The 14,918-nt window shown below is 46.9% G+C and carries 13 protein-coding genes; 4 read left to right on the top strand and 9 right to left on the bottom strand.

Translation table 11 applies throughout. The annotated features are described in order from the left end of the window. Positions 1 to 71: 71 nt before the first annotated feature. Positions 72 to 1,670 (bottom strand): bifunctional GNAT family N-acetyltransferase/carbon-nitrogen hydrolase family protein, encoded by a 1,599-nt coding sequence (locus BGO59_RS15455; RefSeq protein ID WP_293684524.1) that lies wholly within the window; start codon positions 1,668 to 1,670, stop codon positions 72 to 74. A 201-nt stretch (positions 1,671 to 1,871) separates the two neighbouring features. Next, positions 1,872 to 2,897 carry a low specificity L-threonine aldolase gene (locus BGO59_RS15450; protein WP_293684523.1) on the bottom strand — a complete coding sequence of 342 codons (1,026 nt, stop codon included), beginning with the start codon at positions 2,895 to 2,897 and terminating at the stop codon, positions 1,872 to 1,874. Between the two features lie 262 nt (positions 2,898 to 3,159). On the opposite strand from BGO59_RS15450, the gene BGO59_RS15445 reads away from it, so the two are divergent. From BGO59_RS15445 to BGO59_RS15435, 3 genes are all read left to right on the top strand, one after another. After that, complete coding sequence (locus tag BGO59_RS15445) at positions 3,160 to 4,125, top strand: OmpA family protein (RefSeq protein WP_293684522.1); 966 nt, start codon at positions 3,160 to 3,162, stop codon at positions 4,123 to 4,125. Between the two features lie 86 nt (positions 4,126 to 4,211). Further along, positions 4,212 to 4,703, top strand: a complete 492-nt coding sequence (locus BGO59_RS15440; protein WP_293684521.1) for a hypothetical protein — start codon at positions 4,212 to 4,214, stop codon at positions 4,701 to 4,703. A 92-nt stretch (positions 4,704 to 4,795) separates the two neighbouring features. Continuing rightward, the gene (locus BGO59_RS15435; RefSeq protein ID WP_293684520.1) at positions 4,796 to 5,533 is read left to right on the top strand and encodes a hypothetical protein; all 738 of its coding nucleotides are present in this window, start codon (positions 4,796 to 4,798) and stop codon (positions 5,531 to 5,533) included. A gap of 78 nt (positions 5,534 to 5,611) precedes the next feature. Here the strand turns inward: BGO59_RS15435 and nth are convergent, their stop codons facing one another. The 7 genes from nth to BGO59_RS15400 form a co-directional block, all read right to left on the bottom strand. Beyond that, positions 5,612 to 6,343 (bottom strand): endonuclease III, encoded by a 732-nt coding sequence (gene nth, locus BGO59_RS15430; RefSeq protein WP_293684519.1) that lies wholly within the window; start codon positions 6,341 to 6,343, stop codon positions 5,612 to 5,614. Positions 6,344 to 6,414: 71 nt separating this feature from the next. Continuing rightward, on the bottom strand, positions 6,415 to 7,122 hold the full coding sequence (locus BGO59_RS15425; protein ID WP_293684518.1) for a hypothetical protein: 708 nt from the start codon (positions 7,120 to 7,122) through the stop codon (positions 6,415 to 6,417). Positions 7,123 to 7,135: 13 nt separating this feature from the next. Continuing rightward, on the bottom strand, positions 7,136 to 7,915 hold the full coding sequence (locus tag BGO59_RS15420; RefSeq protein WP_293684517.1) for a DUF4097 family beta strand repeat-containing protein: 780 nt from the start codon (positions 7,913 to 7,915) through the stop codon (positions 7,136 to 7,138). A gap of 115 nt (positions 7,916 to 8,030) precedes the next feature. Next, positions 8,031 to 8,816 (bottom strand): HEAT repeat domain-containing protein, encoded by a 786-nt coding sequence (locus BGO59_RS15415; RefSeq protein ID WP_293684516.1) that lies wholly within the window; start codon positions 8,814 to 8,816, stop codon positions 8,031 to 8,033. Then, on the bottom strand, positions 8,800 to 9,318 hold the full coding sequence (locus tag BGO59_RS15410) for an RNA polymerase sigma factor (RefSeq protein ID WP_293684515.1): 519 nt from the start codon (positions 9,316 to 9,318) through the stop codon (positions 8,800 to 8,802). The genes BGO59_RS15415 and BGO59_RS15410 overlap by 17 nt, the downstream gene beginning before the upstream one ends. 316 nt (positions 9,319 to 9,634) lie before the next feature. Beyond that, entirely contained in the window at positions 9,635 to 9,988 is a 354-nt protein-coding gene (locus BGO59_RS15405) for a LytTR family DNA-binding domain-containing protein (protein ID WP_293684514.1), read from the bottom strand. A gap of 261 nt (positions 9,989 to 10,249) precedes the next feature. Next, complete coding sequence (locus BGO59_RS15400; protein WP_293684513.1) at positions 10,250 to 14,260, bottom strand: ATP-binding protein; 4,011 nt, start codon at positions 14,258 to 14,260, stop codon at positions 10,250 to 10,252. A gap of 154 nt (positions 14,261 to 14,414) precedes the next feature. Here BGO59_RS15400 and BGO59_RS15395 point away from each other — a divergent pair, with 154 nt between their 5' ends. Next, on the top strand, positions 14,415 to 14,876 hold the full coding sequence (locus BGO59_RS15395; RefSeq protein ID WP_293684512.1) for a hypothetical protein: 462 nt from the start codon (positions 14,415 to 14,417) through the stop codon (positions 14,874 to 14,876). Positions 14,877 to 14,918 lie beyond the last annotated feature (42 nt).

Below are 14,918 nucleotides of genomic sequence, written 5' to 3'. Positions count from 1 at the left end.
GAAGTCGGGCTTATAAGCTACCTGACTAGTTTTAACCAGTTGCTGGCTATTTATTGGTATCGTTTCCCTTCTTAATTCGCCACAACAATAACGGGTGGAACGGCCTCGGGGTCATTGTCGGGTGATTCTTTCTTTCCCTTGAGGGCTTTCCGGGCTGTTTTTTTCAGCGTGACATCGTACAGGTCAGTTCGGCGGTCTTTCATGACCTGAACCGAGCCATGTTCATGTAACTCCTTCAGGAGACTCAAATCAACGTCGGCAATAAGAACCATCTCCGTGTTGGGCGTGGCTTCTGCTTTAACGGCGTTGGTCGGAAACTGAAAATCGGAAGGGGTAAATACCGCCGATTGCGCATAGTTGATATCCATATTATGCACCCGAGGCAGATTACCCACGCAACCCGAAATGGCTACATAACACTCGTTTTCAATAGCCCTCGCCTGTGCACAATGACGTACGCGGGAATAGCCATTCTGCGTATCAGTCAGGAAGGGGACGAACAAAATCTGCATGCCCTGCTGGGCCAGAATCCGGCTGAGTTCGGGAAATTCGACATCGTAACAGATCAGCATGCCGATTTTGCCGCAATCCGTATCAAACGCCCGAATCTCATGCCCACCCACCATGCCATAATGCTTCACTTCGTTGGGGGTGATATGTATTTTTCGATACTCTTCATAAGAACCGTCGCGTCGGCAGAGGTAAGCTACATTGTATAACTTTCCATCCGCATCAACAAGGGGCATACTACCACCCACGATGTTGACATTATAGGAAATGGCCAGTTCGCACAGCTTCTCGCGTACAGGAACGGTGAAATCGGCGAGCTTTCGGATGGCGACGGGTTCGGGCAGGTCATTGAAATCGGCCATGAGTGGCGTATTAAAAAACTCAGGCAGTACCATGAAATCGGCCCGGTAATCGCTTACGGCATTCACAAAAAACTCGACCTGATCCAGAAAGGCAGTCAGGTTTTTGAATAACCGCATCTGCCATTGAATAACGCCCAGCCGGATAATGGAGTCGGTATGCGGCTTCTTATCGGCCTCTTTGACGTAATAGATATTGATCCACTCCAGCAGCGTAGCATATTCTTTCGATTCAGAATCGCCCGGTAAATAACCGCGCAGGACTTTCCGAACGTGGAAATCGTTCGAAAGCTGAAAAGTCAGCGTCGGGTCGTAAATCTCCTTTTGCTTTACCTTGGCGATGTACTCGCGGGGTGTCAGTTCATCAGCGTATTTGTTGTAATTTGGAATACGCCCCCCAGCCAGAATGCCCTTCAGATTCAACTGCTCGCAAAGCTCTTTCCGGGCATCATACAGCCGCCGACCCAACCGAAGATCGCGGTAATCGGGGTGAACAAACACTTCGATACCATACAGGTAATCGCCTTCGTCGTTGTGTGTTTTGAAGGTATAACCGCCCGTAATTTCGTAGTACGTGTGGTTATCGCCAAAGTTGTCGTATTTCACTCGTATGGCCAGGGCACTTGCCACGACTTTACCATCGACTTCAACGCAGAACTGACCTTCCGGGAAAATATGTAATAGTTTATTGATCGAGCTCTTGGGCCAATAATCTCCCCCAATACCACTATAGACCTCGATCATGGTCTCTTTGAGGTCGTGGTAATCCGATTTCTGTAAATTTCTGGTTTGTATATGCATAGCTGTCAGAACCAGGATTTTTATGATTTGATTGACAAACCTTGATTGTATAGAACGCTGATTTTTATGATGATTATGATCAATTATGATTTTAATTGTCAATGCCAATTGGCTTTCAGCCTTATTAATTATGATTGATCATAACGATCATAAAAATCTGTGTTCTACTGATTCATAACAAAATCAGGCTAATCAATAAAATCAATGAAAATCCCGGTTCAGAATAAGTTCCATTTCCGCCAGCATCTCATCGGTAAAGTCAAGGTGCGTAACGAATCGCACGAGGTGCTTACCAAATGTGACACTGCGGATGCCTTTAGCGGCTAACTTAGCAACATAATCCGTAGCCAGAATTGTTTCGGGAAGCCTGAAAATGACGATGTTCGTGTCGATAGGTAAAATGTCTTCCACTTCGGGCAGACGCTCAAGTAAGGAGCCGATTTTCCGAGCGCGGGAATGGTCCTGCTTCAGTCGGTCAATGTGATGATCCAGCGCATAAATACCCGCTGCAGCCAGAAAACCAGCCTGACGCCAGCCGCCACCCATCAACTTGCGGTAGCGTCGGGCCTGCGCGATGAAATCGACTTTTCCTAGAAGTAGTGACCCAATAGGGCAACCTAGCCCTTTCGACAGACAAATGCTGATTGAATCGAACAGTTGCCCATAAGCCGTTGCAGGTTCGCCCGTCTCGACCAGCGCATTGAACAGACGGGCACCGTCGAGGTGAAGGATCAGTTCATGCTCCTGGCACACCTGCCGAATAGCTGCGATTTCAGGAATCGTATAGTAACAGCCTCCTCCTTTGTTGATCGTATTTTCCAGAACGACCAGCCGGGAAAGTGGTTTATGAGGATCGGCACGATTATAGATATGTTCGCGTATAAGGTCGGGCGTGAGTTTGCCACGTATGCCGTGTGCTAAACTGGCCGAAGCCAGCGCATTTACGGATATACCACCCCCTTCATATTGGTAGACGTGAGACAGGTAATCGCAGATCACATCATCGCCGGGCCGTGTATGGGTACGAATAGCGAGCTGGTTGGTCATAGTGCCCGATGCACAGAAGAGAGCGGCTTCCATACCAAATAACGAAGCCGCTTTCGTTTCAAGGGCATTTACAGTTGGGTCGTCGCCAAAAACGTCGTCGCCGAGCTGGGCAGAAAACATAGCCTCACGCATGGCGGGTGTAGGATGAGCAACCGTATCGCTTCGAAGATCAATAAGCATAAATTGAGTTGTTGATAAACTATATATGGTTTGAAGGGTAACGTATAGGGTTTAACCGGACTTGTCGTAGATCAGACTTATGCATTAACAAATTGGTAACAACTTTTCATTAGCTGAATGCAGTGACCAATCTGGTCATTGATAGTCTTGTAGGTAAATCATTTGTATTTGAAGGGCTTGCGTGTATTTTTGAGCAACCTTTTCACAGAAGTTCGTCTCAAAGCAGCAAACTGAATACAGTATCTGTAAACCCTCGTTTAGTATGTTAACGAACAAAATTCCCTGGATTATCTTACTTGGTTTGTGGATGGCCGGTTCGACCTGGTGGCACGTCTGCAAAATTAAGCAGTTATGCGTGGACGATGTTAAAGCAGCTCCCGCGACCACCGAAGAAACAGGGGCTCCAGCTCCCTTAAATGGGTTCACCATAGCTGATGGCGATCGGTTCCGACTCGACCTTCCGGGCAATTTTAGTTTTGCAAAATCGGGGGCTAATGCCAACATGAACAGTCTGGGAGGCTCGCTCGACGAAATGGTTGCTTATTTAAAAGCCAACCCTGGTCGAACGCTCGAAATTAAGGGCTATTATTCAGCAAATGAAACGAATTCAACCTCTTTCCCCAATTTAGGTATTGCACGGGCTGAAGGACTCAAGCAGTATCTGGTACAACAGGGGATTCCGGCCGAATCCATCACAACCACGGCCGAAGAGCGTAACCTAACCTTCACGGCCAAAGGCGATTCTCTTTATGGTGGACTCGATTTTGCCTTCGGTGGAGTAACTAAGCCAACCGAAGCTGAACCCGTGGCCAGTACTACAGCGGAGCCGGTCAAGATTACAAAAGAAGTAACGGAAAAAGAACTGGCTAATAACGAGAAGTTTACGTCGGTGTTTAAGCCAATCGATTTGTATTTCCAGTTGGGTGAATCGAACTACATTAAAACTGAGGATACAAAGAAATTCTTTGGGGAGGCTATTCGCTACCTGGCCGACCATAAAGACAAAAAGCTTCTGCTAACTGGTCATACGGATAGCTCTGGCCCTGAAGATGTAAACATGCAGCTATCCCGCGATCGGGCCAACGACGTGAAGGTTAGACTTCGGAAAGCGGGGGTTCCGTCGGAGCAAATTATTGTTAAAGCGAAAGGGGAGACCGAACCCAAAGCAGACAATAGCACTATGTCGGGTCGAAAAGCGAATCGCCGGGTAACAGTCGTTGTTCAGTAAGCTAAATAAAAACGCTCAAGCTGTTTTGATTGACGATTGCTATAGAACGTCTTGAGCCAGAAACACATAAACTTCGAAAAGAAACTATGTTTGACTTAAATCCCCTTAATCTCCCCGATGCACAGATGCAACAGATACTAATGCTGGTTGTGTCGGCTGTGCTGGGTTTCATTAACGGATATATTTCACGCCAGCGAACCATTCGGGAACTGGAAGGTGAGCTAGCCAGTACTGAACGGGCTGTTGATGACTGTCAGCGAGAATCTGTAGCGGTTGTTAGTACTGAAGATAGTGAAACGATGGTACTAAACCGGATTCGGTCGAGGGCCACCGAACTCAATTTTACCCGTATCGGTCTGGCATCAGAGGCTGAAGCCGATGATCTGAAAGCTATTGTGGGTGTGGGTCCATTTCTGGAAAAGAAACTGCATGCGATTGGTATTTACACGTTTCGGCAAATTGCCAATTTCGACAGAGAAGATATCGATAAGGTCAATGATATTATTGAGTTTTTTCCTGGCCGAATCGAGCGTGATGATTGGGTAGGGCAGGCCAGCCAGTTAGCGAAGAAAAAATGAGATATAGCTTACCGTGTGCTGACAATAAATAGAGCGATCACGTCAGCTCATTATAAACCGTAAACCCACAACTCCTTAAACCATAATCCGTTATGTTTGGATTAGATCCCTTAAGCCGCCCGGTGGCTATTTCTGAAATACTTATTTTACTGGCTCTGGCGGCTCTTATCGGCTGGCTGTTGGGCCGTCTGATCTTGACTGGGCGCATCAATGCGCTACGAGCAGCCATAGCTGATAAAGAAAACGAACTGGAGGAATGCCGAAGGACCAAAGTTTCGGGTAAGGTATCTGGCATAAAACCGACAAGACCTGAGCCCGTTTTGGAAACACCGCCGACCTTTGTTCATGCTGATCCGTTATTGCCGGTTATCGCGCCTGATGATACACCGGAGCTTATCAATGAGGATATCACAGTCCCCCTTGTGAATGTGCCCATTGATAAGCCAGTGGTAGTTTCCCCCCCCGTTGCCCCAGTAATTCCTGATGTTCCATCTGCTCCAGTTGAAGCCCCGGTTATAGCGGGAAATTCGGAGTCGGCTGTGCTTAACCGAATTGCGGCTCGGGCTAGCGAAATAAATTTCGACCGGATTGGTCGTGCATTGGCTTCAGAAGCCGATGATCTGAAAGATATCGTAGGGGTTGGCCCATTTCTGGAACGTAAACTGCATAGTCTGGGCATTTATACTTTTCGGCAGGTAGCTAATTTCACTAAAGAGGATATCGATAAAGTTAACGAGATCATCGAGTTTTTCCCCGGCCGCATCGAGCGCGATAATTGGGTCGACCAGTCGAAAGAGTTTTATAAAAAGAAATACGGAAACAAGAGTTAACGCGAGTTATAGAGAAGCAGATACGCCCCGATATAGTCTCTATGTCGGGGCGTATCTGCTTCTAAAAGAAATGCTGTTTCAACTGTTCAGTGTATTCTTTTTGCGTACGGGCGTGCTGCTCAGGATGGCTGTGCCGCCCTGCTGATAAAACATACACAAATCCATCAGAACACACTCGCTACACCGGGGGGTATACCAGGTACAAATCCGTTGTCCGTGCCAATAGAAGTGTTTGTGGAAGTTGAACAATACAAGTGGCTCCTTGGGTAAATAAGCTAGTAATATAGTATGTGCCTTCTCAGCGCTTACCCTGGGGCCAATAAGGCCTAGCCGTTGTGTAACACGATGGACATGGGTATCGACGGGTAATACGGGTTTGTGAAACTTGAAAAGCAGTAGGAGAGTGGCTGTCTTTAAGCCAATACCTGGCAAACTGGTAAGCCAGTGCATAGCCTCCTCGGTAGGTAAATCATTGAGGAAATCGATATTGGCCGATCCCGTTTCTCTAAACAAATGCTCCAGCAGATTTTGGATGTATGGGGCTTTGACTTCGGGATACGTAACGGATTTGATCGCATCGATTAATTCAAGAAGTGGGGCGTCTCGAACCTGTTCCCAGGCAGGGAATCGTTCGCGCAGGGTTCTGTAGGCAAGCACTTCGTTGGCATGTGTAGTTCGATGGGAAAGAATCGTTCCGATTAATTCATGCATCGGATCGGAATAACCCTGAATGGCCTGAGTACCATAGGCAGAAGTTAGGCGTTCATGAGCGATCCAGGTCTTCGATGCCGATTCGGAACTGAGTTGCATAAAAATATGGCGGATTCAACAGATGTATAACTGTCTGTTTGAACCCGCCCTGAATGAGAATGTTTACCGCATCAGTCTTTCTTTCGGAAGTAGATATTGTTGCTGATCGACTCCAGTTGAACATCGGGACCGCCCCCATTGATGGCTCCTTCCAACTTATAACCAACGATTGGATTTTTCTCTTTCTTGTTCTTGAAGGCAATTTCCATATCGGAATACACTTCACCGGTAATGGTTTTCATGGCCACATTGGCCCCTTTTGATTTCGGCCAGCTCATATCGACAAACCCGCTGATCGTTTTGGCAAACACGGCTTCGGTGGCCCCCTGGATGTCGATGTTTCCGTTAATGGTTTCTATTTTGAGTTTAGCATGCCGAGGCAGATTCACCACATAATTTATTTTGCTGCATACATAGTAGGTTTTACCATTTTGGTCGGTACTCCACCGATGGCCATCGCCCGGACAATCTTCTGCTTTGCCCTCTTTCAACTTCTCCTTGTCGAAATCTGTTTTTATACTGACTTCGCTATCGGTCGTATTAGTCGTTACCACTAACGCATCATCCAGTTTACCGCTGTTGATCGTTGCCGATATGTGTACAGACAAGTCGGACTTGTCCCAGTAGCGAACCTGGATACTATCGCCGAAGCGTAGATTAAGGTTGACGAGTTGGTTAGCCGAAACCGGCATCGTTTTTTGAACGATACGTTGCGCAGCGGCTGCCTGAGAGAGTAGGGCCAGAAGGCCAATTGAGAATAGGAATAGGTTGTTTTTCATGGGTGTCAAGCGTTTATTTCTGCTTACGGATGTAGATGTTGCTGTTGATGGTTTTAAGCTGGATGTCAACCCCGCCACCGTTTGTTGTGCCATTGATCGAATGACTACCACCGACCCGTGCTAACCCATCTTTTGCGTTTTTGATGCCCAGATCGAAATCGGTATACATCTCACCATGAATGGTTTGTAACTTCATGTTTGCCTTCGTACTGGCAGGCAACGTAATATCAATCTCACCGTTGATGGTCGAAATGGCCGTCGGCTTTTCCTGATCGATGCTGGAGAATACAATGTTGATTTCTCCATTGGTTGTATTGGCCACAACTGGCCCGGTCACATTCTTCAAGTCCATCGATCCATTGTTGGTCTTGATTTCCAGATCACCGTCCATATTGCTGATGGTAACGTCTGCCTTTTGCCAGTTGGTCTGTTGATAGAGAATCCCTACTTTCCTCGGAAGTTTGATCGTATACTTGATAGATTTTCGGGTTGCTTTTTCAATTTTCAGACCACCACTTTCGGGCGTCACTGCCAGGCCAAGGCCGGTATTGTCAACAGCCGTGTAGTACAGGGGTTTTAGTCCTTTAGCCCGTTCTGGGGGCGCTTCGTAACCCGAGTTAGCCTGAATTACTACCTCGTCGCCGTTGTACCCCTCGATTTTTATATCCCCCGCGTCAATTTCAAAGGTTACTTTTCGGTCTTTGGCGTTGGTTAATTTGGTTTTGTATTCCTGTGCCTGGGCGTTGGATAGGCACAATAAGAGACTGGCACTCAATACTAGGAGCGTTTTCATGGTTGTTGTATTTGGAAATTGTAGACTAGGAAATGAATAAGGTCTTCGGTTTACGATAGGCTGAAGCATTAACCTGCGTTTGCGTTAGCCCACCGTAAACAGAATACCGTAATAATCAGGAAGGAGAATCCTGGCCCTGAACCAGGTGGTTAATGCCTTCTTCTGCTTTTTGGCGAACGGCATCCAGTACTTGTTGATTTTGAGCCAGCCGCTGCATTTCATCGACGGCTCGTTTTTCCTTGATAGCGACCAGCGTATCAATCAGGCTGATTTGCAGATTCGGATCTGTCTGAATTTTCAGTGATTGGATCAGTGCTTCACGGACACCCGGCTCATTGGCAAAATGGCTAAGGGCCTGACAGGCAGCTAGTCGCACGTTTACATTGGCATCGAAATTCAGAGTATTGATAAGTAATTGGGTAATATCCTGATCGATCTGTTTTAGCTCATAGCTCTGATTGACTGCCTGGATGCGCTCGCTGGCTGAGGTTTTGGGCAAATGCTCAAACGTTAGCACTTGTTTCATGGCTAAAGCAGAAGGAGTTTCTTCTCTCGATGAAACGCTTTCGGGCGAAGCTGCTCGCCAGTGGTTGTAAATGATTCCTCCTGCAAAGCCCAGAATGATTAGCGATACGCTGGCCGCTAAGCGCCGAAACCAGGTCGTAAAGCTAAAGCCCCGGCCTGGCTCAGTTGCCATGAGTTGGGCCGCTAACTTGCTCGTAAAGGCAAACGATGGGTGTTGATTTCGGACATTGGCAAAATACCGAAACTGGTCAGCATGACTTTGCAAATGAGCAGGTATCGATTCCTCCTGAAAAAATTGCCGCAATAGCTTTTCTTCCTGAAGCGTTGTATCGCCCTCGTAATATTTATCCAGTAGTTTTTCAATGTCCGGCTTCATAATCATTGACTTTTAGATAATTCTGCCGAAGCCGTTGGCGGGCTCTCGACAAAATCACACGTATATTATTAATACTGACGCCCGTTACCTGTTCGATCTCTTCAAACGAGTACTCTTCTACGTCACGCAGGTGAAGGATAAGTCTCTGCTGTTCAGGTAATTCATCGATGAGGATTCGCATAAGCTCGGCACTATCGGCTACTTCGACCTGTCGATAGGGCGAAGCATCATCGGTCTGAATGCCAAGTAATGTAGCCTCATCGGAATAGTTGCGCCTGGAATGAGCTTTTAGCTTGTCCAGACACAAATTCTTCGTCATCTGTACAGCCAGAGCTTCGATACTGGTATACGTTTCTAATTGTTGTCGATTGGTCCACAATCGTAGCAACACATCCTGTAAGGCATCTTCGGCTTCTTCACGATTGCGAAGAAACAACTGCGCCAATCGGAAAAGGCGTCCCTGAACGGGCAGGATGCGTTGTTTAAAGGCTTGTAGATCCATATCAATCGCAAAGACGACTGAAATAGAAAAACATTACAGCTGTAGTTGAAAATTTTTGATTTTTTTTCAATCTCTTGCCAGAATACAGATAAATAAACAGGTTAAAGGACCAAAAGTCGGCTGATTGAGGTAAAGACTGGCACAGAAATTGTCCTGGCGAGTAAGTAGACTTCTCGGGAGATTCTAGTGTGAGCGCTGGAGGAAGATCTCAGGAGAGGGTAAAAAAAACGTCTTCCCGATGAACCAAAACAGCATTATGTTGAATGCCGAATGATTCACTGGAAAGACGTCTGTCTGTAGAAGAAGCAGAAAGCGATTAATTCAGATACGAACGCTGATTCGTTAACTGCCTACGAACCAAACTCCAGCGCCGACGTGAAACGGGTAGCACCTCGCCCGTGGTTAAGTGGACCAGGCCACCAGTTTCGGTTCGCTCCAACCGTTCAACGAATTGACGATTGACAACACAATTGCGGTGTAAACGAATGAAGAGTTCAGCAGGTAGTTGTGGAGAATAATACTTTAGGGTACGAGGCATCAGCATGCGTCGACCATCAGCCCAGTTCAGCCAACTATAGTTAGCTACGGCCTGTAGATAAACTAAATCTGATACAGAAAAAAGCTGCCGACCTGTTTCCCGAAGGTAAAGCTTGAGAGGGGGCCATTCCATTGATGTTGACCGGTTCGAAAAAGAAAAGACGGACATTGACATAAGTGTAAAACTTTTCTTGAGATCGATGAGTAAGTAATACTTACGCAATACTAATCGCAATGGCTGCCCTGCTCTTGCTGTTTCGTAACAAGGACTATAAAATTTGTAACATCCAGTTCGTATATAGGTAATAATGCATTATTTATCGACTGAAAATGCCGTTTGGCTGATTGACGTGGGACGTGTCTGTAGTAAAATTGTACCAGCAGGCTACCGATGTCAGGCCACCTCATGACGATTCTGATCGACGTACTCGGAAGGGGTTACGTGGTATTGATCTTTAAAAACTTTGGAGAAATAGGCAGGTGTATCAAAGCCCACCCGATCGGCTACTTCCGATACAGATACGCCAGTCAGTAGTAATTCGGCGGCCCGCTTTAGCCGTACCATTCGGATCAGTTCATTAGGAGTAAGGCCCGTCATCGCTTTCACTTTGCGGTTCAGGTGCATTCGACTCATGCCAATAGCCGTTGCTAAAGGTTCGACACCAAACGTCGAATCATCGAGTCTTTCTTCCAGAATGGTGTAGATGCGATTCATAAACTCATCTTGCGGGTCCAGGCTGGTAGTGGGAAGATTGCCCTGTCGTAATAGTTGCGTACGGAAATGCTGGCGCATCCGTTGCTGGTGTTCCAGTCGATTGCGCACTCGTGCCTGAAACTCGGCTACCTGAAACGGTTTGGCCAGGTAGTCATCAGCCCCAGCAGTTAATCCTTCTATGCGACTTTCGACAGAGGCCTTGGCGGTTAGGAGGAGGATGGGAATATGACTGGTAACAGGATTACTTTTTAGCTGGCGGCAAAGTTCATAGCCATCCATTTCGGGCATCAGAACATCGCTGATAATCATGTCGGGTCCTTCTGCAATAGCCGCATTGACACCGGCCTGGCCGTTATTAACGCGTTTCACGCGCCATTCAGGATTCAGCGTAGATACAATGTAATCGGCCAGCTCATCATTGTCCTCAACCAGCAATAAACGAAATACTTTGTCGTCAATAGCTTCCTGAGGACTTGAAGGTTGTTCAGAGATTGTAAGTTGTGAAACGGGTTCGAGTTTGGTAAGCTGTTCGGAAACAAGTTCGGCTCGGGCTTGGCGACAATGGAGCGAAACCGTAAAGGTTGTGCCTTCTAAAGGTTTGCTTTTTACAGATAGTGTCCCCTGCATGATTTCAACTAGCTCTTTAACCAGAGCCAGACCAATGCCCGAACCGCCAACGGCCCCTTCTGCCAATGGGTTAGCCTGATAAAAGCGGTCAAAAATGTGGGGTAGTTTTTCAGGAGCAATCGGTGTGCCTGTATTATGAACCGATAAGCGAATCAGGTCAGTATTGGCTGAATTTGATAGGGCTGGATCTATCGGTTCAACCGCAATTTGAATGGTTATGCTACCATTGGTATTGGTAAACTTGAAGGCGTTCGACAGCAGATTGGTCAGGATTTTCTCGATCTTATCCGGGTCGAACCAATAGTAAGGCTGTATAAACTGATGAGTCAGGTTCAGCTGTATGTTCTTACGTTGGGCTTCATCCATGAAAACGGCTACAATGCGCTTAATGAACTCCGGCAGATCGCCGGGACTCGGCGTAATTGTCAGGTTACCGGCATCTAGTTTGGCCAGATCGAGCAATTCATTAATAAGCCTTAGTAACCGATTGGCGTTCCGGTAAATAAGAGCCAGTCGGTTGAAATAAGGGGAATCAGCTGTATCGGTAAGTACCTGTTCTAACGGTGTTAGAATTAAGGTTAGTGGAGTACGAAGCTCATGGGTGATATTAGCAAAAAAACGTGATTTAACCTCGTCTAGATGTTTAAGCTGAATCGATTCCTGCTCACGAAGCTGCATCTGGTTCTTCTGGTGCAATCGACCGATTCGAATTCGGATAAACAGCAACAGGGCACCCATTAACAGAAGTGCATATAGGGTATAAGCCCACCAGGTAGCCCAAAGCGGGGGTTCAATGACAATGCGCAACGTATGTGTATGGGGGCTCCAGGCTCCTGACGTGTTGGAGGCATTGACAATGAAGGTGTAGGCTTTGGGGGTCAGGTTGGTGTATGTTGCTGTTGTGACATTCCCGCTGTATACCCAGTCCTTATCCAGTCCGATTAATTTATAGCGATACTGATTTTTATGGGGCTGATTAAATTCAAGGGCAGCAAAGTCGATTGATAAAAAGTTTTGCTGGTTAGACAGAATGATTTCCTGGGTTTCATTGATGTCTTTATCAAGGGGAGAATCGGGAGTGTTGGCTGTTACCTGTTGATTGCTGATCCGAAGAGCCGTCAGGGCAACAGTTGGTTTTGCAGCATCTTCACTGATTCGATTCGGATCGAAGGTGGTATATCCACTCACACCACCAAAAATGAGTCGTCCATCAGGTAAGGTTACGTCGTAATACTGTTTGAACTCTTCACTCGGCAGCCCGTCATCGGCCATATACGTTCGAACGTCATTCGTTCGCGTATCGAAACGGCAAAGGCCCCGATTTGTACTTAGCCAGAGATGTCCTTTGTTGTCGGTGCGGATTGCATATATCACGTTGGTCGATAAGGCTTTACCAACGGGAAACCGTTCGATGTAACCTGTCATTTTGTCGAGTCGGCATAGGCCTTCACCAAATGTGCCTATCCATAAATACTTATACTGCAAAGGGTCCTGGGCCAGGCATAATAATGAATTGCCAGGTAGGGCGTGAGGATTGCTGGCTACACTTTGCCAGTGAATGAGTCGTTTACTGGGCAAATCGGCCCGGAGAAGCCCGTGATTTTCGGTGGCCAGGTAGATGCGGCCACCATCCACAACCATGCCTGTAATGGTGTACGGATGATTGGCTGGGAGTGGGAGTGGGAAAGCCGTAAACGTTTGCAGGTCAGCGTTATAGCGTACCACTGCCTGATTGGCTGGACCTAATAAACCCCAAAGCTCTCCCTGAGCCCCCGTTGCCAGGGCAGCCAGCCGAAAATTTCCGTTGGGTAACCAGCGCGTTTCGATACCTGTAGGTTGTACGGCTACAAACGATTGTCGAGATGCGTCATATCGGAAGGGGGGCGTTTGCAAACTACTGATCCATAGGGTTCGACGCCCGTCGAATTGATACCGAATTCCCGATGGCGACTGCTGGCGTATAGCATCTGGAATAACACTGGCTGCTATGTTTACCTGTTGGGTGAGCCAATCCGTCTGAAAATTGGTTCGGTAGGGCCAGGTTTGAAAAGGGTGCTTGTTCAGGTCATATTTGATTACCCCATCACCGTTGAGCCCAATCCAGAGTACATTGGAACGATCAACAAGAATGGCTAAAGGAGTGAATCTCCCTAACTTAGGGGATTCGGCCGAAGCATCTTCGAGCAATGGTACCAGCCCTGTTCGATCGGTATAGCGGTTTTGATTAATATAATCAACGCCTTGCTGATCGGTTGCAAAGAGAGGTAACCCAGGCTCATTGGCCAGATTTATTACTTGTCTGACTTGCTTTTTTGTCGGGTTGAATAGAGCAACGCTTCCCGGAAACCCCAGCATGAATTCGCCATTGCGTCGCTCATGGAGTCGATATATTTCGTTTTGAGGAAGGCCCTGATCGGTACGAAAGGCGATCAACTGCTGTGAACTCAGATCGTATCGAAAAAGTCCGTAGTGAGTAGCCAGCCAGGGTTGATTTTGATGATCGACCAGAATTGCATGTATAAGCGACTGGACAGAATCGCTTTTTATGGCCCATTGCCGATGTGAAATAGACCCATTGGCATTGAGCCGAAAAAAGCCATTTGTTCGGGTGGCAACCCAAACATTGCCAGCCCGATCGGGTTGAATACCAATAAGTTGATCACGACCTAATGCCTGCTGAAAGGCCCGTGAATTAGAGATTCGGTTGGAGCGTTCAGTGACAGGGTCGAAACAGTCGATATGATTATTTTCAGTACGAATCCAGAGTTTGCCGAGCACATCTTCCCGGATTTCGTAGATACTGCTAAACGAAAGCGACTGAACTAATCGGGGATCATGTGTATAAATTCGGAACCGAATGCCATCGTATCGACAAAGACCATCGCGGGTGGCTAACCAGATAAATCCCCGTTTATCCTGAATAATCGAATTAACAAATCCCTGAGGTAAGCCATTGCGTACAGTGAGATATTCGGGCTCAGGTGGACTGGCCTGTACATAGCTGGAAAAACTGAGCAGTCCAGTCACTAGCCAACAAACTAACCTCCGAGTGAGTTGACGCATACACTTACCGGGAATTCGCCCAATGGGGGTTAGAAGAAGCAGGTTAACGGGTAAATATATACCTTTGATTGTTTTTGGCAACCTTAAAATTGACTTTTCCAGTAAAAGGTAAATATGTTCCTTTTTTTCTTGCTCCACAATTCGTTCGCCAGTTATGCGCTTTATCCTTAAAACCCAGGTAGATCAGCCGTTGCCCAAGGTTTGGGAAGGCTTTAATCGAGCGTTGTTCGAGCAGCTCACCCCAGCATTTCCTCCAGTGAAGGTTGTCCGTTTCGATGGTTGCTTACAGGATGATCTGGTTCATTTACAATTAAATTTTTTCCTGTTTCGCCAGGACTGGATCAGTCGTATTATTGATCAGAAAACCAGCGCCGAAGAAATCTTTTTCGTTGATAAAGGTGTTCGGCTCCCTTTCTTCTTAACGTATTGGGAGCACCATCATCGCCTTCAACGATTGCCTTCTGGTCAGAAGAGCCGTAAGCAGACGGTCATCATTGATGATATTACATTTCGCACGCCATTCAAGTTGACCGATTACCTTTTCTATTTTGTGTTGAAGGGGCAATTTGCGTGCCGAAAACCCGTTTATCGACGCATTTTCAATCAGATTTATTGATTAAATGGTCGATAGGGTCGCATAATACAGGTTGGCGTCTTA

The organism is Spirosoma sp. 48-14 (genome assembly GCF_001898575.1).
Lineage (GTDB): Bacteria > Bacteroidota > Bacteroidia > Cytophagales > Spirosomataceae > Spirosoma.
Note: the sequence above shows the minus strand (reverse complement) of the source record. Positions and strands in the feature narration are given on the sequence as shown.

Bases quoted from the DNA above. Each gene is read 5' to 3' on its own strand.
- BGO59_RS15420 (WP_293684517.1), bottom strand. From the start codon at position 7,915: ATGAAAACGCTCCTAGTATTGAGTGCCAGTCTCTTATTGTGCCTATCC.
- BGO59_RS15455 (WP_293684524.1), bottom strand. From the start codon at position 1,670: ATGCATATACAAACCAGAAATTTACAGAAATCGGATTACCACGACCTC.
- BGO59_RS15440 (WP_293684521.1), top strand. From the start codon at position 4,212: ATGTTTGACTTAAATCCCCTTAATCTCCCCGATGCACAGATGCAACAG.
- BGO59_RS15435 (WP_293684520.1), top strand. From the start codon at position 4,796: ATGTTTGGATTAGATCCCTTAAGCCGCCCGGTGGCTATTTCTGAAATA.
- BGO59_RS15410 (WP_293684515.1), bottom strand. From the start codon at position 9,318: ATGGATCTACAAGCCTTTAAACAACGCATCCTGCCCGTTCAGGGACGC.
- BGO59_RS15400 (WP_293684513.1), bottom strand. From the start codon at position 14,260: ATGCGTCAACTCACTCGGAGGTTAGTTTGTTGGCTAGTGACTGGACTG.
- nth (WP_293684519.1), bottom strand. From the start codon at position 6,343: ATGCAACTCAGTTCCGAATCGGCATCGAAGACCTGGATCGCTCATGAA.
- BGO59_RS15425 (WP_293684518.1), bottom strand. From the start codon at position 7,122: ATGAAAAACAACCTATTCCTATTCTCAATTGGCCTTCTGGCCCTACTC.
- BGO59_RS15405 (WP_293684514.1), bottom strand. From the start codon at position 9,988: ATGGAATGGCCCCCTCTCAAGCTTTACCTTCGGGAAACAGGTCGGCAG.
- BGO59_RS15445 (WP_293684522.1), top strand. From the start codon at position 3,160: ATGTTAACGAACAAAATTCCCTGGATTATCTTACTTGGTTTGTGGATG.
- BGO59_RS15395 (WP_293684512.1), top strand. From the start codon at position 14,415: ATGCGCTTTATCCTTAAAACCCAGGTAGATCAGCCGTTGCCCAAGGTT.
- BGO59_RS15450 (WP_293684523.1), bottom strand. From the start codon at position 2,897: ATGCTTATTGATCTTCGAAGCGATACGGTTGCTCATCCTACACCCGCC.
- BGO59_RS15415 (WP_293684516.1), bottom strand. From the start codon at position 8,816: ATGAAGCCGGACATTGAAAAACTACTGGATAAATATTACGAGGGCGAT.